Source organism: Streptomyces thermocarboxydovorans (genome assembly GCF_039524635.1).
Classification (GTDB): Bacteria; Actinomycetota; Actinomycetes; order Streptomycetales; family Streptomycetaceae; genus Streptomyces; species Streptomyces thermocarboxydovorans.
Genome location: NZ_BAAAGU010000006.1, coordinates 81,353 through 104,340, shown reverse-complemented (window position 1 = coordinate 104,340; position 22,988 = coordinate 81,353). Strand labels below are relative to the sequence as shown.

At 71.9% G+C, this 22,988-nt stretch carries 17 protein-coding genes; 12 read left to right on the top strand and 5 right to left on the bottom strand.

The genetic code is table 11. The features are described from left to right. Window positions 1-47: 47 nt before the first annotated feature. Window positions 48-1,565: a tRNA (N6-isopentenyl adenosine(37)-C2)-methylthiotransferase MiaB gene (miaB, locus tag ABD198_RS04255; protein WP_343997969.1), complete on the top strand. Its 1,518-nt coding sequence runs from the start codon at window positions 48-50 to the stop codon at window positions 1,563-1,565. Window positions 1,566-1,703: 138 nt separating this feature from the next. After that, a complete protein-coding gene (locus ABD198_RS04250; RefSeq protein ID WP_343997968.1) occupies window positions 1,704-2,435 on the top strand; it encodes a class III extradiol dioxygenase subunit B-like domain-containing protein in 732 nt (243 codons plus the stop codon). A gap of 181 nt (window positions 2,436-2,616) precedes the next feature. Here the strand turns inward: ABD198_RS04250 and ABD198_RS04245 are convergent, their stop codons facing one another. Further along, the gene (locus ABD198_RS04245) at window positions 2,617-2,886 is read right to left on the bottom strand and encodes an antitoxin (protein ID WP_343997967.1); all 270 of its coding nucleotides are present in this window, start codon (window positions 2,884-2,886) and stop codon (window positions 2,617-2,619) included. A 21-nt stretch (window positions 2,887-2,907) separates the two neighbouring features. Further along, window positions 2,908-3,258, bottom strand: a complete 351-nt coding sequence (locus ABD198_RS04240) for a hypothetical protein (protein WP_343997965.1) — start codon at window positions 3,256-3,258, stop codon at window positions 2,908-2,910. 182 nt (window positions 3,259-3,440) lie between these two features. On the opposite strand from ABD198_RS04240, the gene miaA reads away from it, so the two are divergent. The 6 genes from miaA (at window position 3,441) to hflX (ending at window position 12,552) form a co-directional block, all read left to right on the top strand. Then, on the top strand, window positions 3,441-4,379 hold the full coding sequence (gene miaA / locus ABD198_RS04235; RefSeq protein ID WP_343997964.1) for a tRNA (adenosine(37)-N6)-dimethylallyltransferase MiaA: 939 nt from the start codon (window positions 3,441-3,443) through the stop codon (window positions 4,377-4,379). 108 nt (window positions 4,380-4,487) lie between these two features. Further along, the gene (locus ABD198_RS04230; protein WP_343998006.1) at window positions 4,488-4,991 is read left to right on the top strand and encodes a hypothetical protein; all 504 of its coding nucleotides are present in this window, start codon (window positions 4,488-4,490) and stop codon (window positions 4,989-4,991) included. A gap of 148 nt (window positions 4,992-5,139) precedes the next feature. Then, the gene (gene dapF, locus ABD198_RS04225) at window positions 5,140-6,009 is read left to right on the top strand and encodes a diaminopimelate epimerase (RefSeq protein ID WP_343997963.1); all 870 of its coding nucleotides are present in this window, start codon (window positions 5,140-5,142) and stop codon (window positions 6,007-6,009) included. Between the two features lie 562 nt (window positions 6,010-6,571). Continuing rightward, window positions 6,572-8,893 carry a RelA/SpoT family protein gene (locus ABD198_RS04220; protein ID WP_343997962.1) on the top strand — a complete coding sequence of 774 codons (2,322 nt, stop codon included), beginning with the start codon at window positions 6,572-6,574 and terminating at the stop codon, window positions 8,891-8,893. Window positions 8,894-9,067: 174 nt separating this feature from the next. After that, window positions 9,068-10,645: a M1 family metallopeptidase gene (locus ABD198_RS04215; protein ID WP_343997961.1), complete on the top strand. Its 1,578-nt coding sequence runs from the start codon at window positions 9,068-9,070 to the stop codon at window positions 10,643-10,645. Window positions 10,646-11,058: 413 nt separating this feature from the next. Beyond that, a complete protein-coding gene (gene hflX, locus ABD198_RS04210) occupies window positions 11,059-12,552 on the top strand; it encodes a GTPase HflX (RefSeq protein WP_343997960.1) in 1,494 nt (497 codons plus the stop codon). Between the two features lie 203 nt (window positions 12,553-12,755). On the opposite strand, the gene ABD198_RS04205 is transcribed toward hflX, so the two are convergent. After that, entirely contained in the window at window positions 12,756-13,964 is a 1,209-nt protein-coding gene (locus tag ABD198_RS04205) for a trypsin-like serine peptidase (protein WP_343997959.1), read from the bottom strand. Window positions 13,965-14,118: 154 nt separating this feature from the next. Further along, window positions 14,119-15,342, bottom strand: a complete 1,224-nt coding sequence (locus ABD198_RS04200; RefSeq protein ID WP_343997957.1) for a trypsin-like serine peptidase — start codon at window positions 15,340-15,342, stop codon at window positions 14,119-14,121. A gap of 573 nt (window positions 15,343-15,915) precedes the next feature. On the opposite strand from ABD198_RS04200, the gene ABD198_RS04195 reads away from it, so the two are divergent. The 3 genes from ABD198_RS04195 (at window position 15,916) to ABD198_RS04185 (ending at window position 20,869) form a co-directional block, all read left to right on the top strand. Continuing rightward, window positions 15,916-17,916 carry an IucA/IucC family protein gene (locus ABD198_RS04195; protein WP_425580408.1) on the top strand — a complete coding sequence of 667 codons (2,001 nt, stop codon included), beginning with the start codon at window positions 15,916-15,918 and terminating at the stop codon, window positions 17,914-17,916. 25 nt (window positions 17,917-17,941) lie between these two features. Beyond that, a complete protein-coding gene (locus ABD198_RS04190) occupies window positions 17,942-18,625 on the top strand; it encodes a GNAT family N-acetyltransferase (protein ID WP_425580413.1) in 684 nt (227 codons plus the stop codon). Window positions 18,626-18,877: 252 nt separating this feature from the next. Beyond that, window positions 18,878-20,869 (top strand): ATP-dependent DNA helicase, encoded by a 1,992-nt coding sequence (locus ABD198_RS04185; protein ID WP_343997955.1) that lies wholly within the window; start codon window positions 18,878-18,880, stop codon window positions 20,867-20,869. Window positions 20,870-21,044: 175 nt separating this feature from the next. Here ABD198_RS04185 and lexA read toward each other — a convergent pair whose 3' ends face one another. Next, complete coding sequence (gene lexA, locus ABD198_RS04180) at window positions 21,045-21,821, bottom strand: transcriptional repressor LexA (RefSeq protein ID WP_343997954.1); 777 nt, start codon at window positions 21,819-21,821, stop codon at window positions 21,045-21,047. 552 nt (window positions 21,822-22,373) lie between these two features. Here lexA and nrdR point away from each other — a divergent pair. Further along, the gene (gene nrdR / locus ABD198_RS04175; protein WP_343997953.1) at window positions 22,374-22,931 is read left to right on the top strand and encodes a transcriptional regulator NrdR; all 558 of its coding nucleotides are present in this window, start codon (window positions 22,374-22,376) and stop codon (window positions 22,929-22,931) included. Window positions 22,932-22,988 lie beyond the last annotated feature (57 nt).

Here is a 22,988-nt window from a genome sequence, read left to right as displayed (position 1 = left end):
CGCCGGCGCGGCCGGGGGCACGGTGGGGAGCGCCTACCCTGTAAGGCATGAGCAGCATCGACCGGAGCCAGTCAGCGGGCGGCACGCGCACCTATGAAGTACGCACCTACGGGTGTCAGATGAACGTCCACGACTCCGAGCGCCTGGCCGGGCTGCTGGAGGACGCGGGCTATGTCCGTGCCCCCGAGGGCTCCGACGGCGACGCCGACGTGGTGGTCTTCAACACCTGCGCGGTCCGGGAGAACGCCGACAACAAGCTGTACGGCAACCTCGGTCACCTCGCCCCGAAGAAGGCCCGCCGCCCCGGCATGCAGATCGCGGTCGGCGGCTGCCTGGCGCAGAAGGACCGCGACACCATCGTCAAGCGGGCCCCCTGGGTCGATGTGGTCTTCGGCACGCACAACATCGGCAAGCTGCCGGTCCTGCTGGAACGCGCCCGGGTCCAGCAGGAGGCGCAGGTCGAGATCGCCGAGTCGCTGGAGGCGTTCCCCTCGACGCTGCCCACCCGCCGCGAGAGCGCGTACGCGGCCTGGGTGTCGATCTCCGTCGGCTGCAACAACACCTGCACCTTCTGCATCGTCCCGGCGCTGCGCGGCAAGGAGAAGGACCGCCGCCCCGGCGACATCCTCGCCGAGATCGAGGCGCTGGTCGCCGAGGGCGTCTCCGAGATCACGCTGCTCGGCCAGAACGTCAACGCCTACGGCTCCGACATCGGCGACCGCGAGGCGTTCAGCAAGCTGCTGCGCGCCTGCGGCAAGATCGAGGGTCTGGAGCGCGTCCGCTTCACCTCCCCGCACCCGCGCGACTTCACCGACGACGTCATCGCCGCCATGGCCGAGACGCCGAACGTGATGCCCCAGCTGCACATGCCGCTGCAGTCCGGCTCGGACGCGATCCTGAAGGCGATGCGCCGCTCCTACCGGCAGGAGCGCTTCCTCGGCATCATCGAGAAGGTCCGCGCCGCCATCCCGCACGCCGCGATCAGCACCGACATCATCGTGGGCTTCCCCGGCGAGACCGAGGAGGACTTCCAGCAGACGCTGCACGTGGTGCGCGAGGCGCGCTTCGCCCAGGCCTTCACCTTCCAGTACTCCAAGCGCCCCGGCACCCCGGCCGCCGAGATGGACAACCAGATCCCCAAGCAGGTCGTCCAGGAGCGCTACGAGCGGCTCGTCGCCCTCCAGGAGGAGATCTCCTGGGAGGAGAACAAGAAGCAGGTCGGCCGCACCCTGGAGCTGATGGTGGCCGAGGGCGAGGGCCGCAAGGACGACACCACCCAGCGCCTGTCCGGCCGCGCCCCCGACAACCGCCTGGTGCACTTCACCAAGCCGGAGCAGCAGGTGCGCCCCGGCGACATGGTCACCGTCGAGGTCACCTACGCCGCGCCGCACCACCTCCTCGCCGAGGGCCCCGTGCTCGATGTGCGCCGCACCCGCGCGGGCGACGCCTGGGAGAAGCGGAACACCGAGCAGGCGGCACAGCCCACGGGCGTGATGCTGGGCCTGCCGAAGGTCGGCGTTCCGGAACCGCTGCCCGCGGCGGCGAGCGGCTGCGGCTGCGACTGACCGTTCCCGCCTGCTCCCGGGCGCCGCCGGGTGCTCCCTGCGGTTCCCTCGGGAAGCTCGTCGAGGCGGTGCAAAGGTGGTGCGCAGGCGGTGCACGCGGTGGCGCGGTCCCCCCGGCGGCGAGCTACGCTGCCGATCATGCTTGTCGCCGCCGCAGTCTGTCCGTGTCCGCCGCTGCTCGTGCCCGAGGTCGCCGCGGGCGCGGCGCCCGAGCTGGACGCCGCGCGTGCCGCCTGCACGGATGCACTGGGTGTCCTCGCCGCCTCCCGGCCCGACCGCCTGGTGGTCGTCGGCCCGGTGGAGAGCACACAGGCCGAGACCTACCCGGAGGGCACCGCGGGATCCTTCCGCGGCTTCGGCGTGGATCTCGACGTGCGCCTGGGCCGCCCCGGCGTTGGATCGGACGACGGTGCTTCGGCCGACGGGCGGCGGCTGCCGTACGCGCTCGCCGTGGGCGCCTGGCTGCTGGACCACGTCGGCTGGGCGGATGCCCCGGTCGAGGGAGTCGGCGCCGGGGAACCTCTCACGCCCGAACGGTGCATCCAGGAGGGACGGGACATCGCCGCGCGTGCCGAGCGGGTGGCGCTGCTGGTGATGGGCGACGCCAGCGCCTGCCGGACGCTCAAGGCGCCGGGGTACCTGGACGAGCGTGCGGCACCGTTCGACGCGGAGGCAGCCCGAGCCCTGGGGGCCGCCGACGTCGAGGCCCTGCGCGCGCTGGACACCGAACTGGCGCGCGAGCTGAAGGTGTCCGGCCGGGCCCCCTGGCAGGTGCTGGCCGGTGCGGCCGAACACGGCGCGCTGAAGGGCGCGTTGCGCTACGAGGACGCCCCCTACGGAGTCGGGTACATCGTGGCGAGCTGGTCGTAGCGCGGAGCACGGAGCGCGGAGCACGGAGCGCGGCGTTCGGCGCTTCGGCGCTCGGGCCCGAAACGGCGGACGGCCGGAAGCCCTTGCCCCGGGCTTCGCGGCCGTCCGCCGTTTCATGCCGTCGTGCCGTCGCGCTGTCGTGCTGTCGTGCCGATGTGCTGCTGTCGTGCGGTGATGCCGTTCAGGAGGCGGGCGGGGGACCGGCCGGCGGCGTGGTGCCGCCCGTGTCCGTGCCGTCGTCCTTCTTGTGCGCGAGCCGTTCCATGGCGTGCTTGGCCTTGCCCGTGCCCGACTGGATCCGGTCGCTGTACTTGCCCTTGGTGCGCTGGTCGACGGTTTTGGCGGCCTTGTCCAGACCGTGCTGGATCTTGCCCCCGTGCTGCTGAGCGAGGTCCGAGACCTTGCCCTTGGCCGGGCCCAGCTTGTCCTTCATACGGTCCAGGAAACCCATGGTCCACCTTCCTCGCGGCAGTTATGTGCGGGCGCCCTCACCGGTCCCGGTGCCGGCCGCCTCGGAGGACTGCTGCTTGGGGATCTCGATGCTCTCGACGCTCTCGGTGCTCTCGGTGCTCCTCGCGCCGTCGGCCTCGCTCTTCGCGCCGTCGGTCTCGCTCTTCGCGCCGTCGGCCTCGCCGGTCTCCGCCGCCGTCGGCTCGCTCGCCTCCGGCCCCTCGGACGATCCCTTCCCAGCGGCGGCCTCGGTGCCGGCCTCGGCCGCGTCCTCCTGCTTCGGCTCGGCTGCCGCCTCGCCCGTCTGGGTCCCAGCGGTCCGCGCCTCCTCCGTGGCCTTTGACCTCCGGAGAAGCCGTGCAAAAACGCCCATATCAACTCCATACGTTACTCGTGCGGGCGACATCCCGCGCAGCCCGGTGCGTCCGTTCGCGCGACACGGGCGGCCGCCTTCGTGATCCGGCGGCAGGAACCTCGCAACGGGCAACGACCCTGCGGCGGCCGCGTCACGTAACTCGATCGAGAGCAGCGTTTGAGGTTTGGGAGACTGGACGGGTGAGCAGCGCACCCTCCACCCCCCGAGTCATCGCCGTCGTCGGACCGACTGCGGCCGGAAAGTCCGATCTGGGCGTTTTCCTGGCTCAGCAGCTCGGCGGCGAGGTGGTCAACGCCGACTCCATGCAGCTGTATCGGGGGATGGACATCGGAACCGCCAAGCTGACGCCCGAGGAGCGCGGCGGCGTGCCCCACCACCTCCTCGACGTCTGGGACGTCACCGTGACCGCGTCCGTCGCCGAGTACCAGCGCATGGCCCGGGAGCGGATCGACGCGCTGCTCGCCGCGGGACGCTGGCCCATCCTGGTCGGCGGCTCCGGTCTCTACGTCCGAGGAGCGGTCGACAACCTGGAGTTCCCCGGCACCGACCCCGAGGTCAGGGCCCGCCTGCAGGAGGAGCTCACGCTGCGCGGCTCCGGGGCGCTGCACGCCCGGCTCGCCGCCGCGGACCCCGAGGCCGCCCGGGCGATCCTGCCCAGCAACGGCCGCCGGATCGTCCGCGCACTGGAAGTGATCGAGATCACCGGGCAGCCGTTCACCGCCAATCTGCCCAGCCACGACTCGGTCTACGACACCGTCCAGATCGGCGTCGACGTGTCGCGCGCCGAACTCGACGAGCGGATCGCCCGTCGCGTCGACCGGATGTGGGAGGCGGGTCTCGTCGACGAGGTGCGGGAACTGGAGGCGCAAGGGTTGCGCGAGGGGCGTACGGCCTCGCGCGCGCTCGGCTACCAGCAGGTGCTCTCCGCCCTCGCCGGGGAGTGCACCCTGGAGGAGGCGCGGGCCGAGACGATCCGTGCCACCAAGCGCTTCGCGCGCCGTCAGGATTCATGGTTCAGGCGCGATCCGCGGGTGCATTGGTTGAGTGGGGCGGCAGCCGACCGCGGGGAACTTCCGCAGCTCGCGCTGTCGTTGATCGAACGACCGGTTACAGCCTGATCACGTCATGGCATCGGGACGCCCAGGCCGTCATCCGGGCCTGCGGGACCGTGCCATCATCGAGCTTCGATCGACCAAGTGGAGTCCTAGTTGGGAGGGCGCGTGGCGATGGAGGCCGGCCCTCGCGACACCGCACAAAGCACCGAACACCTCACCACCGAGCGAGGTGCGCCGGAGCGGGAGAACGACCGTCTCAGCCCTGACGGACCCGAGGAGACGCAGGGCGGGGTGACCGATGACGGCCCCGAGCCCGACGAGGTGTTCGCGGGCGGCGACGAGGTCGAGGTCGAGCTGCGCCCGCAGCGGCGCCTGCGCCTGTGGCAGCTCGCCCCCATCGTCGGGCTGGCCGCCGGCGGCTCCCTGATGTTCGCCTTCCCGCTCGCCTTCGACTTCGGCGACAGCGGCGCGGTCATCGCCATGCTGGGCCTGCTGATCTGCTCCTGCGCGGCCGGCTGGGGCATGATGGCCGCCCGCAGGGTCGGCTACACCTGGCCAGGCCTGCCGGCCCGCGGCTCCGGGCGCAGGGCCGACTGGCGGGTGGTGGCCCTCTACGCCGTGATGGTCGCCGCCGTGGTGGCCCTGGCTGTCTGGCGGGTCGCCCGGCTCCGCTGACCCGACCGCTCATGGGGCCGCCCGCTCACGGGGCCCGGCCGCTCATGGGGCCCGGCCGCGAGGGGCGGCGGGCACGGGCCACCGGCCGCGAGGAGCACCGGGCACGGGCCTTCGGCCGGCCGTCGCGGCGAACCCGTACGATCGAGGAATGAGCACGCGGATCGCCTTCCTCAAGGGGCACGGCACCGAGAACGACTTCGTGATCGTCCCGGACCCCGACAACACCGTCGACCTGCCTCCCGCCGCCGTGGCGGCCCTGTGCGACCGCCGCGCCGGCATCGGCGGCGACGGGCTGCTGCACGTGGTGCGGTCCGCTGCGCATCCCGAGGCCCGGGCCATGGCGGGCGAGGCCGAGTGGTTCATGGACTACCGCAACGGCGACGGCTCCGTCGCGGAGATGTGCGGCAACGGCGTGCGCGTGTTCGCGCGCTACCTCCAGCGTGCCGGGCACGTGGCCGAGGGGGACCTCGCGGTCGCCACCCGCGGAGGCGTCAAGACCGTGCACATCGCCAAGGACGGGGACATCACCGTCGGCATGGGCAAGGCACGGCTGCCCGAGGGCGAGGTCACGGTCAGCGTCGGCGAGCGCAGCTGGCCCGCCCGCAATGTCAACATGGGCAACCCGCACGCCGTGGCCTTCGTGGCGGACCTGGCCCACGCGGGCGACCTGCTCGCGCCTCCGTCGTTCAGCCCCGCCTCCGCCTACCCGGACGGGGTCAACGTGGAGTTCGTCGTGGACCGAGGCCCCGGCCATGTCGCGCTGCGCGTCCATGAGCGCGGCGCCGGCGAGACCCGCTCCTGCGGCACGGGCGCCTGCGCGGTCGCCGTGGCCGCCGCCCGCCGCGACGGCGTCGACCCGGCCGTCACCGGTACCCCCGCCACGTACACCGTGGACGTCCCCGGCGGCACGCTGGTGATCACCGAACGCCCCGACGGCGAGATCGAGATGACGGGCCCGGCCGTGATCGTCGCCGAGGGCGAGATCGACGCGGAGTGGCTGGAGAACGCGGGGAGGTGAGCGCGGCGGGCCGTGCTGCTGCGCTTGGCCGTATGGGCTGACCCTCGGGGATCCCGCTTGCGGCGCGCCGAGTGGCGACGGCGCGGCAGGCCGAGTGGTGTGCGGCGGCGGGCCGAGTGGCGGAACTGCGTGGCGGGCCGAGTGGCGGGACCGTGCGGCGTAGGGCGGCGGGCCGAGTGGTGGAACCATGCAGGGCGCGACGGGGCCGCACCGAGCACGGCGAGACCGCACCCCATCGAGCGCGGCGGGGCCGTATCGGGTCGAGCATGACGGGATCGAACTGGGCCAAGCGCGGGGGTTCGCGTCGCGTCGGGCGGGGCGCCGAGCGGAGGCGCCCCGGGCGGCCAATCGCCGTAATGACCACCGCCTGCCGGTGACGCCCTGGCCCGATCCGATCGTCGCTCGAATGGGTGATCCGTTTCACGCTCTCCGAGAGGCGGTCAGCCGGGCGGGTTCGGCTCGGTAGCATCAAGCACCGGCCCGGACGGGGGACAAACACCGTTCCCTCAGCCCGAGTCCGCCCTGGGGCGCCCGTCCGCCGGTCGACCAGCCGGAGGTGCCCATGAACGCGGAGACCGAGCATCCTCTCCCGCCCGCCCTGAACGCCGCCGTCACAGGTCCGGTGACGTCGGGTCATGTCACACCTGCCGGGACCCGGAGGAAGGCCCGTCCCCGTCTGGACCTGCGACGGCTGGGCCGTGCCGCGCTGCTCGGCGGCGGGACCACCCGCGACCGGCTGCCCGATGCCATCAGCCATGTCGTCGAGGCCCACCGCGCCCATCACCCCGACGCCGACCTCGAACCCCTGCGCCGCGCCTACCTCTTGGCCGAGTCGTCGCACCGCGGGCAGATGCGCAAGAGCGGCGAGCCGTACATCACGCACCCACTCGCCGTGACCCTGATCCTCGCCGAACTCGGCGCGGAGACGACGACTTTGACGGCCTCTCTGCTCCACGACACCGTGGAGGACACCGATGTGACGCTGGATCAGGTGGGCGAGCAGTTCGGTGAGGAGGTCCGCTACCTCGTCGACGGCGTCACCAAGCTGGAGAAGGTCGACTACGGCGCCGCAGCCGAACCCGAGACCTTCCGCAAGATGCTCGTGGCCACCGGCAACGACGTCCGCGTGATGTCGATCAAACTCGCCGACCGGCTGCACAACATGCGCACCCTCGGCGTGATGCGCCCCGAGAAGCAGCAGCGCATCGCCAAGGTGACCCGAGACGTACTGATCCCGCTCGCCGAACGCCTCGGCGTCCAGGCGCTCAAGACCGAACTCGAGGACCTGGTCTTCGCCATCCTGCACCCCGAGGAGTACGAGCACACCCGGGAGCTGATCGTCCGCAACGCGGCCCGCGCCGACGACCCGCTCGCCGAGGTCGCCGACGAGGTGCGCAAGGTGCTGCGCGAGGCCGACATCGCCGCCGAAGTCCTCATCCGGCCGCGCCACTTCGTCTCCGTGCACCGCGTCTCCCGCAAACGCGGCCGGCTGCGCGGCGCCGACTTCGGGCGCCTGCTGGTCCTGGTGAACGAGGACGCCGACTGCTACGGCGTGCTGGGCGAACTGCACACCTGTATGACGCCCGTCGTCTCCGAGTTCAAGGACTTCATCGCCGTACCGAAGTTCAACCTGTACCAGTCGCTGCACACCGCGGTGGCACGCGAGGACGGTCAGGTCGTCGAGGTCCTCATCCGCACCCACCAGATGCACAAGGTCGCCGAGGCCGGCGTCGTCGCCCTCGGCAACCCCTACGCCGCACCGCCGGAGGAGCAGTCCGCGAGCGACGGCGAGCGCGCCGACCCGACCCGTCCCGGATGGCTCAACCGGCTCCTGGAGTGGCAGCGGGCCGCGCCCGACCCCGACACTTTCTGGTCCACCCTGCGCGAGGACCTCGCCCAGGACCGCGAGATCACCGTCTTCCGCCCCGACGGCGGCACCCTGGGCCTGCCCGACGGCGCGACCTGCGTGGACGCCGCATACGCCCTCTACGGCGAGGACGCGCACGCCTGCATCGGGGCCCGGGTGAACGGCCGGCTGGCAACCCTCAGCACCATGCTGAAGGACGGCGACACCGTTCAGCTCCTCATGGGCCAGGACCCCGCCTCCGAGCCGTCGCGAGAGTGGCTGGAGCACGCACACACCCCCGTGGCCCGCATCGCCATCCAGCGCTGGCTGGCGGCCCACCCCGACCGGGACGAGGCGGCGGCGAGCGAGGACGAGAAGGCCGAGAAGCCCGCGCCGCCGCGCCCCGGCGGGGAGACCTCCGCACCGAGCCCGGCCGACCCCGGCACCGGACGTACCGGCTCCGGACGCGACTCTCGACGCCCCGGCCCCGGCCCCGGCCCCGGCCGCACTGTCTCCGGCAAGTCCGCCGGGCGTCCCGCCGGAGACGGTGCCGCAGGTGACCGCGGCGCGGGCGATCGCTCCGCCGCGGCTCAGGTGCTGGTGGACCGGCCCGGAGCCCCCGTGCGGCTGGCCGGGTGCTGCACTCCCGTACCGCCGGACGAGGTGACCGGGTTCGTCGTACGCGGGGGCGCGGTGGCCGTGCACCGGGTGGAGTGCGCGGCGGTGGCGCGCACGAAGAGCGCGGGGCGCGCGGAGGTCGGCGTGCGCTGGGGCGAGGGCGCCGAATGCCGGGTCACCCTGGTCGCGGAATCGTTCGTCCGGCCCCATCTGCTCGCCGACCTCACCGAGGCGATGGCCGCCGAGGGCGCCGAGATCGTCTCCGCGACGGTGGAACCGCCTGCTCAGCAGCAGGTACGCCACACCTACACCGTGCACCTGGCGGACGCCGCCCGGCTGCCCGCGCTGATGCGCGCCATGCGCGAGGTGCCCGGTGTGTACGACGTGAGCCGCGCGCAGCCGCAGACCACGGCCCGCTGACCGCAACCCGGCCCCGCTCCGGATACCGGGCTCGCACCGGATACCGGGCTCGCCCGTTCGGCACAGCCCGGCGGCGGCACTCGGCGCACCCGGCCGTTGATTCGATTACCCGATCGGGTGGGCCGGAAGCGCGTCGTCGCCGCGGGGCGCAGGCGCGTTGATAGCCGTGGGGCCATGCTGCTCACTCCCCACAGCCAAGCCGCCCCCAGCCGGGCCTCCCGCACGCGTCCCACGCCGGCCGTCCCGCTGCTGCGCACCCGCCGCGGCCGGGCCGCCACGGCACTGCTGGCCTCGGCCGTCTCCGTCTGCCTCGTCGCCGCGAGCGCCCCGGCCGTACCCCTCGGCATCGGCGACCGCCTCTTCCCGCACCTGGGAAACCCCGGCTACGACGTGGTGTCCTACGACATCACCCTGAGTTACCCCGGCGCCAACGACAAGCCGCTCCAGGCGGTCACCACGATCGACGCGCGGACCACCGCCGACTTGGAGCGGATCAACCTCGACTTCGCCCACGGCACCGTCCGCTCCGTCGAGGTCGACGGCACCGCAGCGTCCTTCACCAAGGCCGGCGAGGACCTCGTGGTCACACCGAAGGAGGCGCTGACCGAGGGCGAGTGGACCCGCATCACCGTGCGCCACACCAGCAACCCGGTGCCCGCCGAGGGCCGCGACGGCGGCTGGGTGCGCACCACGGACGGCCTCGCCATGGCCAACCAGGCCGACGCCGCCCACCTGGTCTTCCCGTCCAACGACCACCCCTCCGACAAGGCGATGTTCACCTTCCGTGTCACCGCGCCGCAGGGGCACACGGTGGTCGCCAACGGCATGCGGGCCGACGTCGAGCGCACCCGGAAGACGACCACATGGACGTACCGGACCGCTCACCCCATGGCCACCGAGCTCGCCCAGGTGTCCATCGGACGCTCCACCGTGCTGCACGGCACCGGCCCGCACGGGCTGCCGCTGCGCGACGTCGTGCCCACCAAGCACCGAGCCGAGCTCGAACCGTGGCTGGCCAAGACCCCGGAGCAGATTTCCTGGATGGAGGCCAAGGTCGGCCGCTACCCCTTCGAGACCTACGGCCTGCTGGTGGCCGACGCCAGCACCGGCTTCCAGCTCGAGACCCAGACCCTGTCCCTCTTCGAGCGGGAACTGCTGACCGACCCCGCCTACCCCAAGTGGTACGTGGAGTCGATCATGGTGCATGAGCTGGCCCACCAGTGGTTCGGCAACAGCGTCAGCCCGCGCACCTGGTCGGACCTGTGGCTCAACGAGGGGCACGCCACCTGGTACGAGGCCCTGTACGCCGAGGAGAAGGCAGGCAAGTCCCTCACCACCCGGATGAGAGCCGCCTACGAGGCCAGCGACAGCTGGCGGGCCGCCGGGGGACCGCCCGCCGCCCCCAAGGGCCCGAAGTCCGGCCAGAAGATCAGCATCTTCCGGCCGAACGTCTACGGCGGCGCCGCGGTCGTCCTCTACGCCCTGCGCCAGGAGATCGGCCGCACCGCCTTCGAGGAGCTGGAGCGCCGCTGGGTCACCCAGCACCGGGACGGCAACGCCTCGACCGCCGACTTCGTGCGGCTCGCCTCCGAGGTCGCCGGGCGCGACCTGAGCACGTTCATGGACGGCTGGCTCTACGGCGCGAAGACCCCGCCCATGCCCGGCCACCCGGACTGGAAGCCCACGAAGCGCTCGGCGAAGTCCACCCCGACCGGCGCACCCGCGGGCGCGCGGCATCACGGCGCGGGGTGACGGCCCGCCCCACTGGGGGCGCCGCGTCTCTCCGGATCGCCCGCCCATTTGACGGACCGCTCCGCGCGGTGACGCAGCGCTCCGCGCGGTGACGCAGCGCCTCGCTCGTGCCGCAGCGCCGCGACCGTGCGGGGCGGTCTGCGCATGACGGGACACGCCTCGTGATACTTGGGTGCCCGGACGTGGCGACCGGGTTGGGTCCGGCCCGGCACGGGAAATAAGACGGTGACGAGACGGGTCGTACCGTGCGACCATCGTCAGGTCCCCGCGACAGAGGGCTCCCGGGAATGCCGAGGGGCACTCCCGCGTTGTGGGCAGTGACGGATCCGGTCGCCCGACCGGCTCCGGCGTACCGCACAGGTGCCCGAAGCTCCAGTCCGTCGCCAACGGTTTCCCATCGACGTAAGGATCCAATGACCTCCTCTTCTTCCCCTTCCCAGGACACCAAGCGCCTCGCGCAGACCTACCCCGAGGGCCTTCGGGCCGATGCCCTGATGGAAGAGGACGTCGCCTGGAGCTTCGAGATCGACGGAGAGCGCGACGGCGATCAGCTCGACCGCGCCGACCGTGCGGCGCTGCGCCGCGTCGCGGGCCTCTCCACCGAGCTCGAGGACGTCACCGAGGTCGAGTACCGGCAGCTCCGCCTGGAGCGGGTGGTGCTCGTCGGCGTCTGGACCTCGGGAACCGTGCAGGACGCGGAGAACTCCCTCGCGGAGCTGGCGGCCCTCGCGGAGACGGCGGGCGCCCTCGTGCTCGACGGCGTGATCCAGCGCCGCGACAAGCCCGACGCGGCCACCTACATCGGCTCCGGCAAGGCCGAGGAGCTGCGCGACATCGTCCTCGAGACGGGCGCGGACACCGTCATCTGCGACGGTGAGCTCAGCCCCGGCCAGCTCATCCACCTCGAGGACGTCGTCAAGGTCAAGGTCATCGACCGCACGGCCCTGATCCTGGACATCTTCGCCCAGCACGCCAAGTCCCGGGAGGGCAAGGCGCAGGTCTCCCTGGCGCAGATGCAGTACATGCTGCCGCGGCTGCGCGGCTGGGGTCAGTCGCTGTCCCGCCAGATGGGCGGCGGCAAGGGCGGCGGCCTCGCCACCCGTGGCCCCGGTGAGACCAAGATCGAGACGGACCGTCGCCGGATCCGCGAGAAGATGGCGAAGATGCGCCGGGAGATCGCGGAGATGAAGACCGGCCGCGACATCCAGCGTCAGACGCGCCGGCGCAACAAGGTGCCGTCCGTCGCCATCGCGGGCTACACCAACGCCGGAAAGTCCTCCCTGCTCAACCGCCTCACCGGCGCGGGCGTGCTGGTCGAGAACGCGCTGTTCGCGACCCTCGACCCGACCGTGCGCCGGGCCGAGACCCCGAGCGGCCGGCTCTACACGCTGGCCGACACGGTCGGTTTTGTACGGCACCTGCCGCACCACCTGGTCGAGGCGTTCCGATCCACGATGGAGGAGGTCGCCGACGCCGACCTGATCCTGCACGTGGTGGACGGTTCTCACCCGAACCCGGAGGAGCAGCTGGCCGCCGTGCGCGAGGTGATCAGGGACGTCGGCGCCACCGACGTGCCGGAGATCGTCGTGATCAACAAGGCGGACGCGGCCGACCCGCTCACCCTGCAGCGGCTGCTGCGGGTGGAGAAGCGCTCCATCGCGGTCTCGGCGCGCACCGGCCAGGGCATCGCGGAGCTGCGGACGCTGATCGACAGCGAGCTGCCCCGCCCCGCCGTGGAGATCGAGGCGCTTGTGCCGTACACCCACGGCAAGCTCGTGGCGCGCGCCCATGACGAGGGCGAGGTGATCTCCGAGGAGCACACCGCGGAGGGCACCCTGCTCAAGGTCCGGGTGCACGAGGAACTCGCGTCGGAGCTCGCCCCGTACGTCCCGGCGACGGCCGGCTGACCCGGCCCGGGCGTCCCGGTCGCGGTCGGCTGATCCGGCCGTAGGTCCCGGCGACGGTCGGCTGATCCGGCCCCGTGCGCCTCGGCGCCACGGTCGGCTGATCCGGCCGTCCGAACCAGCGCGAAGGCCCGCCCCCCTGCTCCGGCAGGGGGCGGGCCCTCACCATGCCCGGGTGGTACGGGCCGCGCTTTCGCGCGCCGGGGTCACTGACCGCCGTAGTTCTTGCTCATGTTCTGGTACAGCGCCTCGGCGTCCCGGCCCAGCTGCGGACCGGCCAGCCAGGTGTTGTCCGTCGGGCCGATGGAGGTGTTGGACACCAGCACCGTCTTGCCGTTCAGCACCCGGAACCAGCCGCCACCGGAGGAGCCGCCCGTCATGGTGCAGCCGATGCGGTACATCGTCGGCAGGCTCGAGCTGAGCGAGAGACGGCCGGGCGTGTCCAGGCACTTGAACATCTTCAGGCCGTTGTAGGGCGGAGCGGCCGGGTAGCCCCAGGCGCCCATCTTGCCCGCCTCGGCCGCGGACGGGGCGGAGAAGTCCACGTCCAGCGCCGCGCCGACCGTCTCCTCCAGGGACTTGCTGCCCTGCTCGGGCTGCACATGCAGCACCGCGTAGTCGTACGCCGCACCCGCGCCGCCCGTCTCCGAGCCGCCCTTGATCCAGCCGTTGGAGGTCGCGGCCCAGTCCGCCCACCAGTTGCCGTACGGGGCGATCTCCGTGGGGTTCGCGTTGCTGAGGTCGGCCTCGGACTTGCCGTAGTCGTTGTAGGCCGGGACGAAGACCAGGTTGCGGTACCAGCCGCCGCTGCCGCCGGCGTGCACACAGTGGCCCGCGGTCCACACCAGGTTCGACTTGCCCGGGTGGTTCACGTCCTTGATGACGGTGCCGGAGCAGACGCTCGGGCCCTCCGGGGAGTCGAAGAACACCTTGCCCACCGGGGCGGCATTGCGGTGGTACGGGGTCTTCTCGGCCTGCGCGGTGACCGGCGCCGGCTCCGGATCGCTCACGCCCTGGTCGGCGGAGGCGTCCTTGGTGGTGATCCGCTTGTCGGCCTCCTTCGCGGACATCATCCGCTCCGGCTTCCACAGGCCCTCGATCACCGGGTTGACGAAGTCCTTCGCCTCACGGAGCCACTTGTCCTTGTCCCAGTCCTTCCAGCCGCCCTCCTTCCACTTGTCCACGTCGATGCCCTGCTCCTTGAGCCGGTCGGCGATGTCGGACGGGATGCGGACCTCGCCGGTGTCGTTGTCGGCGGCCTGGGAGGTGGTGGCCTCGGGCTTGCCGCTCGCCTTGTCCTCACCGGAACCGCCGCACGCGGTCGCGGTGAGCGCCAGGGCGGCGACGAGACCGGTGGCGGCGACGACGCCGCGACGCCCACGCCTGCGCGGAGCGGACGTACGTATGGAACGCATGCTGCTATGACCCCCGTTGGAGCGGAATGTCTTTACTGCACGGGAAATGACCCGCCGCGCCGAGCCTCATGGATGCGCGCGGCGGACGCGGTGACCGGAGCCACCGCGGGCCCCTTCCGCCCGCCGGGCGGCGAGCGGAAGGGGAGTGCCGGTGTCACTGACCGGCAAACTTGTCGCTGACCGCCTGGTAGATGCCCTTGGCCTCTTTGCCGAGCCTCGGGCCGGCCAGCCAGCCCGAGGTGACCGGGCCGATGGAGGTGTTGGACACCAGCGCCGGCTTGCCGTCCGCACCCGTGGCGATCCAGCCGCCACCGGAGGAACCGGCCGTCATGCTGCACCCGATGCGGTACATCGTCGGGTCGGACGCGTTGATCGACAGCCGGCCCGGCTTGTCCTGGCACTGGTACAGCGTCTGCCCGTCGTACGGAGGCGCGGCCGGGTAACCGATCGCGGTCATGCTCTTGATGTTGGGCACCGCGGGAGCGTCGAAGTTCACCGGCAGCGCCGAACCGACCGTCTCCTCCAGCGACTTGCCGTTGCCGCCCTTCTCCGGCGTCACATGAATGACGGCGTAGTCGTACGAGGCGCCGTCACCGCCGGTCGAGCCGCCCTGCTCGATCCACTGGTCCGAGGTCTGCGCCCAGTCGCCCCACCAGACGCCGTACGGAGCGACCTCCTCCTTGGTGGCGCCCTCCAGCTCCTTCGCCGACCGGCCCGCGTCGTTGTACGACGGCACGAACGCGATGTTGCGGTACCAGCCGCCCTTCTTGCCCGCGTGCACGCAGTGGCCGGCCGTCCACACCAGGTTGGACTTGCCCGGGTTCGCCGGGTCCTTCACGACCGTCGCGGAGCAGACCATCGTGCCCTCGGGGGAGTCGAAGAACACCTTCCCGGCCGTGGACGCGTTGGAGTGATACTTCGGCGGCACGGCCTTCGCCTGCACCGGCTCCGGAGCCGGGTCCGTCACGCCCTGGTCACCGGAGATGTCGCTCTCGTCGACCTCCTGCTCCGGCTCCTCCGCGTCCCGCATGCGGTCCGGGTCCCACAGGCCCTCGATGATCGGGTTGATGAAGTCGTTGGCCTCGCGCAGCCAGTCGTCCTTGCTCCAGTCCTTCCAGGCCCCGTCCTTCCACTTGTCGATGTCGATCCCGTGCTCCTTGAGCCGGTCTCTGATGTCGTCCGGGATCCGGAGCTTGTCGTCGTCGGACGTGGCCGTCGCGGAGGCTTCGCCGCCCGCCGCCGTCTCGTCACCCGACTCACACCCCGTGACGGTGAGCGCGAGAGCCGAGGCCAGCGCGACCGCGCCCAGGACGGGGGAGGTTCTGCGGCGCGGCCTGCCCCCTCTGCGCGTAATGGAAGACGGCCGTGTGAGTCGCATGATGTGAATCCCCCTGAAGTGGACGAACGTGGTGCTTCGACCGCGCTGCCACCCCGCCCCCCGTGTGGAGTCCGGACCGGCTCGCGGTCTTGGAACGGCACCACACACTATGCGGTCGCTGTGGGGGACTTCCGACGGAACGGCAACGGTTCCGTCACGGCACGGATCTTGAGGCAACCCGTAACCGGCTCGACCGTCACCGGTTGGTAGCGGTGGGGGGACCGCTGTCCGTGCACGGAGCCCCCAGCTGTGGCCGGCCCGAGACAGGCGGAGGGCGGAGAGCGATGGCGGAATCCACAGAGGTGAGCCCGGGGTTGGGGGATGCCGGGGAAGCCGCGTCCGTCCAACTCCGAGCAGACCGCCTGCTCGTGGAGCAGCCCTACTCCTCCCCATGACCGTAGCCCGTGCCCGAGGTGACGGGCAGCCGGCGCCCGGGACCGTCCCACCGAGTACGACCGGCGGCTGCTCTTCCGGGGCGGTACTCCGCCCGGTCGCCCGGAAGCAGCGACCACGGCCACCGAACGCCCCCGAACCGCGCCGGCACCCGGCCGACCGACCCCACAAGGAGCCGCCTTGCAGTCCATCCCCACCCCGCACGACCGCACTTCACCCCGGGCGGGGAACTCCGGCCCGGCCGGCACGGATGGCGCGGCCCGCTCCATGAACGCTGGGCTGCCGCACCAGGCGAGCGCGCCCCTGGACGCCGATGGGTACCGGGACCCGGCCCCGGACCCCCTGGAGCACCCCGAGGCGTACCGTGCGGCCGAGGCCGCGGGCGTGGAGAACCTGCTGCGCTGCTGGGTCCGCGAAGCAGCCCTGCCCGCCCCCGACGGGCCCACGCTGCACATCCCCCTGCCGGCCAGCGGCACGGCCCTGCTCGTCCCTGTCCTGTACTGGTCCCCGACCGGATGGCACCGCTTCGGCCACCCCCGCCTGGCCCATGCCCCGCACAACGCACCGCCTGCCGACGCCACTCTGGTCGCCGCCCTGCTCAGCAGGGAGGCCGCCAACGCGACCGGCCGACCCCAGATGCCGGGCGACGATCGAGCCGGTGCCGCGACGGGACACCGCATCACCGTCGACGGCACCGACCTCGTGGCCCGCGTCGCCGACTCCGTGCGCCGCACCGCCACCTTCATCACCGACCGCCGTAACCACCCCGACGACGGTCCCGACCTCTTCCTCTCCGCGGAACAGGCACTCGTTCTCGGACACCCGCTCCATCCGGCCCCGAAGAGCCGCGAGGGCCTCTCGGACGCCGAAGCAGCGCCGTACTCACCCGAGTTGCGCGGTGCCTTCCCCCTGCACTGGGTGGCCATCGCCCCCTCCGTTCTCGTCTCCGACTCCGCCTGGACCGAACGCGGACGCCGAGTCCCCGCGGCCCGCCTCACCGAGCGTCTTGCCGGCCCCGGGCTTCCCCTGCCGGACGGCTGCACGGCCCTCCCCGTGCACCCCTGGCAGTGGCGCGAGCTCCAGCAACGCCCCGAAGTCACAGCGCTGCTGGACGCCGGCCTGCTGCGCCCGCTCGGCAGCCACGGCAGCCCCTGGCACCCCACCTCCTCCGTACGCACCGTCCACCGCACCGGCGCCCCGGCAATGCTGAAGCTCTCGCTCGGTCTACGCATCACCAACTCCCGCAGGGAGAACCTCCGCAAGGAACTTCACCGCGGTGTCGAGGTCCACCGCCTGCTGCGCACCGGACTCGCCCAGCAGTGGCAAGCAGCGCACCCCGGCTTCGACATCGTTCGTGACCCCGCCTGGCTCGCCGTGGACGCCCCGGACGGCGAACCCGTGCCCGGGCTCGACGTCGTGATCCGGCACAACCCGTTCCGGCCTGAGGACGACGCGGCCTGCGTGGCCGGCCTTCTCTCACCCCGCCCCTGCGCCGGGCCGGGCTCCGGCGCAGCCACGGCCGCCGGCACCTTCCGTGACGCCGAGGCGCCCGCTCACGGCATGCCGTCGAGGCTGGCCGGACTCGTCACGCGCCTCGCCGCCCGGACCGGCCGGCCTCGCCCGGTCGTCGCCGTCCAATGGTTCCTGCGCTATCTGCACCTGGTGGTGCGGCCCGTGCTGTGGCTGGACGGGGAGGCCGGCATCGCTCTGGAGGCGCATCAGCAGAACACCCTGGTTCTGCTGGACGCCGACGGCTGGCCCGCGGGGGGCCGGTACCGTGACAACCAGGGCTACTACTTCCGTGCCTCCCGGCGCCCCGAACTCGACGCCCGGCTGCCCGGTATCGGCGAGGAGAGCGACACCTTCGTCTCCGACGACGTCACGGACGAGCGGTTCACCTACTACCTCGCCATCAACAACGTCTTCGGCCTCATCGGTGCGTTCGGCTCCCAGTGCCTCGCCGACGAGCGGCTGCTGCTCGCCACCTTCCGCCGGTTCCTCGAGGAGGTCTCCCGCGGCCCCGACCGGACACGCAGCACCCTGCCCGCGCGACTGCTCGACTCACCGGTACTGCGCTGCAAGGCCAACCTGCTGACCCGGCTGTACGGCCTCGACGAGCTGATCGGCCCGGTCGACACCCAGTCCGTCTACGTCACCATCGCCAATCCGCTTCGATCCTGACCTGCTCTGTTCCTTCGCCTCTTGGCTGTTCCTTCACCTCTTGGCTCTCGGCCTCCCGGCTCTTCCACCTCCCGGAAGGAGCGTCCTCGTGGCTCTCCCGGATGCGATCGCCGACGGCGGCCCCGACGCCCGCCGCGGTGGGCTGCTCGACGACGTCGGTGACTGGGGCCCGGTGCGGACCTCCGTGGGCAGCTTCCGCCTCACCCCCGTCCGTCTCGGCTCCGACCTGCCGCTGCTGTCGCGCTGGATGAACGACCCCGCGGTCTCCGCCTTCTGGGAGCTGGCCGGGCCTCCGTCCGTCACCGCCGGCCATGTGCGGGCTCAACTCGGCGGCGACGGACGCGGCATGCCGTGCCTCGGCACGCTCAACGGTGAGCCGATGAGCTACTGGGAGATCTACCGGGCCGACCTCGATCCGCTGGCCCGCCACTGCTCCGTGCTGCCGCACGACATGGGCATTCACCTGCTGATCGGTCCCGCCCGGGACCGAGGGCGGCACCTGGGCGGTGTGCTCATCAGGGCCGTGGCCGACCTGATCCTCGACCGCAGACCCGACTGCATGCGCGTGCTGGCGGAACCCGACCTGCGCAACGTCCCTTCCATCGCCGCCTTCCTTTCCGCTGGCTTCCGGTTTTCCGCAGAGGTCGAGCTGCCCGACAAGCGGGCGGCCCTGATGGTCCGGGACCGGTCTCTGCGTCATCAGCTGTAGCGCAGTGTCACCGCGCTTTCACATGTGGTACACCGCAGCCGCCGGATCGGTTCCACCTTTCTCCGAGGAAATTTCCGTCCCGTGACCACCCCGAAGTCACGGCAACCCCACCCATGGCCCGCTGCACCCCACCCACGGCGTGCCGCACCCCGCCCACCCCTACCCCCGCCCGAGGAGCCCGCTCGTGATCGCCGCCCCCTGTCCCGCCGTGATCGCCCGATTGTCAGTGCCGGGACGTAGGGTGGTCGCGCTATGACAAAGCCCTCACTCCCCGAACTCCTGCATGCTGCCGTCACTGCCGTCGGCGGTACGGAGCGCCCCGGCCAAGTGGCCATGGCCGAGGCCGTCGCCGAGGCGATCGACGACGGCTCCCATCTGCTGGTCCAGGCCGGCACGGGCACCGGCAAGTCCCTGGGCTACCTGGTGCCCGCGCTCGCCCACGGGGAGCGGGTCGTCGTGGCGACGGCCACCCTCGCGCTGCAACGCCAGCTGGTGGAGCGCGACCTGCCGCGCACGGTGGAGGCCCTGCATCCGCTGCTCCGCCGTCGCCCCGAGTTCGCGATGCTCAAGGGCCGGTCCAACTACCTCTGTCTGCACCGGCTGCACGAGGGCATGCCGCAGGACGAGGAGGAGGGGCTCTTCGACCAGTTCGAGGCGGCCGCCCCCTCCAGCAAGCTCGGCCAGGATCTGCTGCGCCTGCGTGACTGGGCGGACGAGACGGAGACCGGCGACCGGGACAACCTCACCCCGGGCGTGTCCGACCGCGCCTGGGCGCAGGTGTCCGTGTCCTCGCGGGAGTGCCTGGGCGCCACCAAGTGCGCCTACGGCGCCGAGTGCTTCGCCGAGATGGCCCGCGAGCGCGCCAAGCTGGCCGATGTGGTCGTCACCAACCACGCGCTACTCGCCATCGACGCCATCGAGGGTGCGCCGGTGCTTCCGCAGCACGAGGTGCTGATCGTCGACGAGGCCCATGAGCTGGTCTCCCGGGTCACCGGGGTCGCCACCGGCGAGCTCACGCCCGGTCAGGTCAACCGTGCGGTGCGCCGCGCCGCGAAGCTCGTCAACGAGAAGGCCGCCGACCAGCTCCAGACCGCGGCCGAGGGCTTCGAGCGGCTGATGGAGCTGGCGCTCCCCGGCCGCCTGGAGGAGATCCCGGAGGATCTGGGCTATGCGCTGATGGCGCTGCGGGACGCCTGCCGGACGGTGATCTCGGCGATCGGCGCCACCCGCGACAAGTCCGTGCAGGACGAGGACGCGGTCCGCAAGCAGGCGCTGGCCTCCGTGGAGACCGTGCACGATGTGGCGGAGCGGATCACCAACGGTTCCGAATGGGACGTGGTCTGGTACGAGCGGCACGACCGGTTCGGCGCGTCTCTGCGGGTCGCCCCGCTGTCGGTCTCCGGTCTGCTGCGGGAGAAGCTGTTCGCCGACCGCCCGGTCGTGCTGACGTCGGCGACGCTGAAGCTGGGCGGCGACTTCAACGGCGTGGGTGCGTCGCTGGGTCTGGGACCCGAGGGCGCCGAGGACGAGGACCTGCCGAAGTGGAAGGGCGTCGACGTCGGATCGCCGTTCGACTATCCCCGGCAGGGCATCCTCTATGTCGCCAAGCATCTGGCCCGGCCCGCCCGTGACGGCGATCGCGGGGACATGCTCGACGAGCTCACCGAGCTGATCCAGGCGGCGGGCGGCCGCACGCTCGGTCTGTTCTCCTCGATGCGCGCGGCCCAGCTCGCGGCCGAGGAGCTGCGCACCCGGATCCCCGAGTTCCCGATCCTGCTGCAGGGGGAGGAGACGCTCGGTGAGCTGATCAGGAATTTCGCCGCCGATCCCAGGACGTGTCTGTTCGGCACGCTGTCGCTCTGGCAGGGCGTCGACGTCCCGGGGCCCAGCTGCCAGCTGGTCGTCATGGACAAGATCCCGTTCCCGCGTCCGGACGACCCGCTGATGAGCGCCCGCCAGAAGGCCGTGGAGGAGGCGGGCGGCAACGGGTTCATGGCGGTCGCCGCCACGCATGCGGCGCTGCTGATGGCACAGGGCGCGGGCCGACTCGTGCGGGCCTCGGGCGACCGGGGGGTCGTGGCCGTACTGGACCCGCGGCTGGCGACGGCCCGCTACGGAAGCTACCTCAAGGCGTCACTGCCCGACTTCTGGTACACCACGGACCGTCATCAGGTGCGGAAGTCGCTGGCCGCGATCGACGCGGCGGCCAAGCAGGCGGAGACCGAGGCCGCGGCCCAGGCGTAGGTGCAGGGATCGCGGGGTAGCCTGCCGCGCCCGCGGCAGGCTACCCCGCGATCCCTCACCGTCTGTCACCGGGGTCCGCCTGCGCGGCGGAGCCGGACAGCGTGGGACCCCGGAACCGGCGCAGGGGTTCCGGGGTCCGGTCACTGGGCGGGGCGGCCGGCCCCGCGGCCCGTGCTCAGACGCGGCGCAGGACGGCCACCACCTTGCCGAGAATGGTCGCGTCGTCGCCGGGGATGGGCTCGTAGGCCGAGTTGTGCGGGAGGAGCCAGACATGGCCGTCCTCGCGCTTGAAGCGCTTGACGGTGGCCTCGCCGTCGAGCATCGCGGCCACGATGTCGCCGTTCTCGGCGACCGGCTGACGGCGGACCGTGACCCAGTCGCCGTCGCAGATCGCGGCCTCGATCATGGAGTCACCGACGACCTTGAGGACGAACAGCTCACCGTCGCCCACGAGCTGGCGCGGGAGCGGGAAGACGTCCTCGACGGACTCCTCGGCGAGGATCGGCCCACCGGCGGCGATACGGCCGACCAGCGGCACGTAGGACGCGGCCGGCTTGCCGGTGGTGTCCGTGGGCTGGACGGAGGCGACCTGGTCGGAGCCGCGGACCTCGTAGGCGCGGGGGCGGTGCGGGTCGCGGCGCAGGAAGCCCTTGCGCTCCAGTGCCATCAGCTGGTGCGCCACCGAGGAAGTGCTGGAGAGACCCACCGCCTGACCGATCTCGCGCATCGACGGCGGGTAGCCGCGGCGCTGTACCGAGTCCCGGATGACCTCGATCACCCGGCGCTGGCGGTCGGTGAGTCCGGAGCTGTCCGCCCGGATGCCGGGAGGTCGGCCCGGCAGGGAGCGCTTGTGCGCCTCGGGGTTGGCTTCGTTCATGGCGTGCACCGGCTCGAGTCGGCCCTGGGAGCGGTCCTGGGCAGTGATGGCGGCACTGTCTGCGGTGGTGGTCACGTCGGCCCCTCTCGATGGTCTCCCTGCAGCACAACGGTAGTTGCTTTCGAAAGGTTGCGCCAAACACACGTTCGAGTGAAAAATCGCGAATTGACTTTCGTGATCTTGTGCTGCGGTGTATTGGCGAGCGGGTTTACTGCCCGGCAAACAGGCCATTCGGTTGTTGTACTCTTCACCGCCGGGGCGGCGGCCTCGGTGGTGGCCCCAGTCTGCCATCACGCCCGGGGCGGCGCGGGGAACGGCCCGCTTTTCTCTCCCGGAGCCGCACGTCCCCTTCTTCGGGCGTGCACGCCATCTCCTCAAACGCCCCCGCGGGCGGAGGGCCGGCCGGGCGCTTGTGGGCTTCTCCTTCCGTGACGACACGCGGCACGCGTGCACGGCGTGTATGTATGAGCCAATCCCCACATCTAGTGGTTGGATTGCCGCAGCAGCCCAGAAGTTGTGGTCCCCCGGGTCTCCGCGGCCGTCGAGATCGCCTATGCTGGAGCTGCTTCGTGGGGCCCGAGTGGCCCGGCGAGGCTATTGAGTCTGCTGTGAGGAGGGTTGGAGTCCATGCACTGCCCCTTCTGCAGGCACCCCGACAGCCGGGTCGTGGACAGCCGGACGACCGACGACGGCACGTCGATCCGCCGGCGCCGCCAGTGCCCTGACTGCTCCCGTCGTTTCACGACCGTGGAGACGTGCTCGCTCATGGTGGTCAAGCGGTCCGGAGTCACGGAACCTTTCAGCCGCACCAAGATCATCAACGGTGTGCGCAAGGCGTGTCAGGGCCGGCCGGTCACCGAGGACGCGCTCGCCCAGCTCGGCCAGCGCGTCGAGGAGGCGGTGCGGGCCACCGGAAGCGCCGAGCTGACCACCCATGACGTGGGACTGGCCATACTCGGCCCGCTGCAGGAGCTCGACCTCGTGGCCTATCTGCGGTTCGCCTCGGTCTACCGGGCGTTCGACTCGCTCGAGGACTTCGAGGCCGCGATCGCGGAACTCAGGCGGGCGGAGCAAGCCGCCGCGGACGACGAGGGCGGCGCGGGAGCCGGTACGGGGAGCCAGGAAGACGACAGCGGGTCCGCGGGGGCGGCGCAGGTCCCCGAGCCCGCCCACACCGCCGGCTGACCGGCGAGGACCGCCCGGAACCGGCTTCAAGGGGACCAGTCGGGCGGCGGCGAGAGA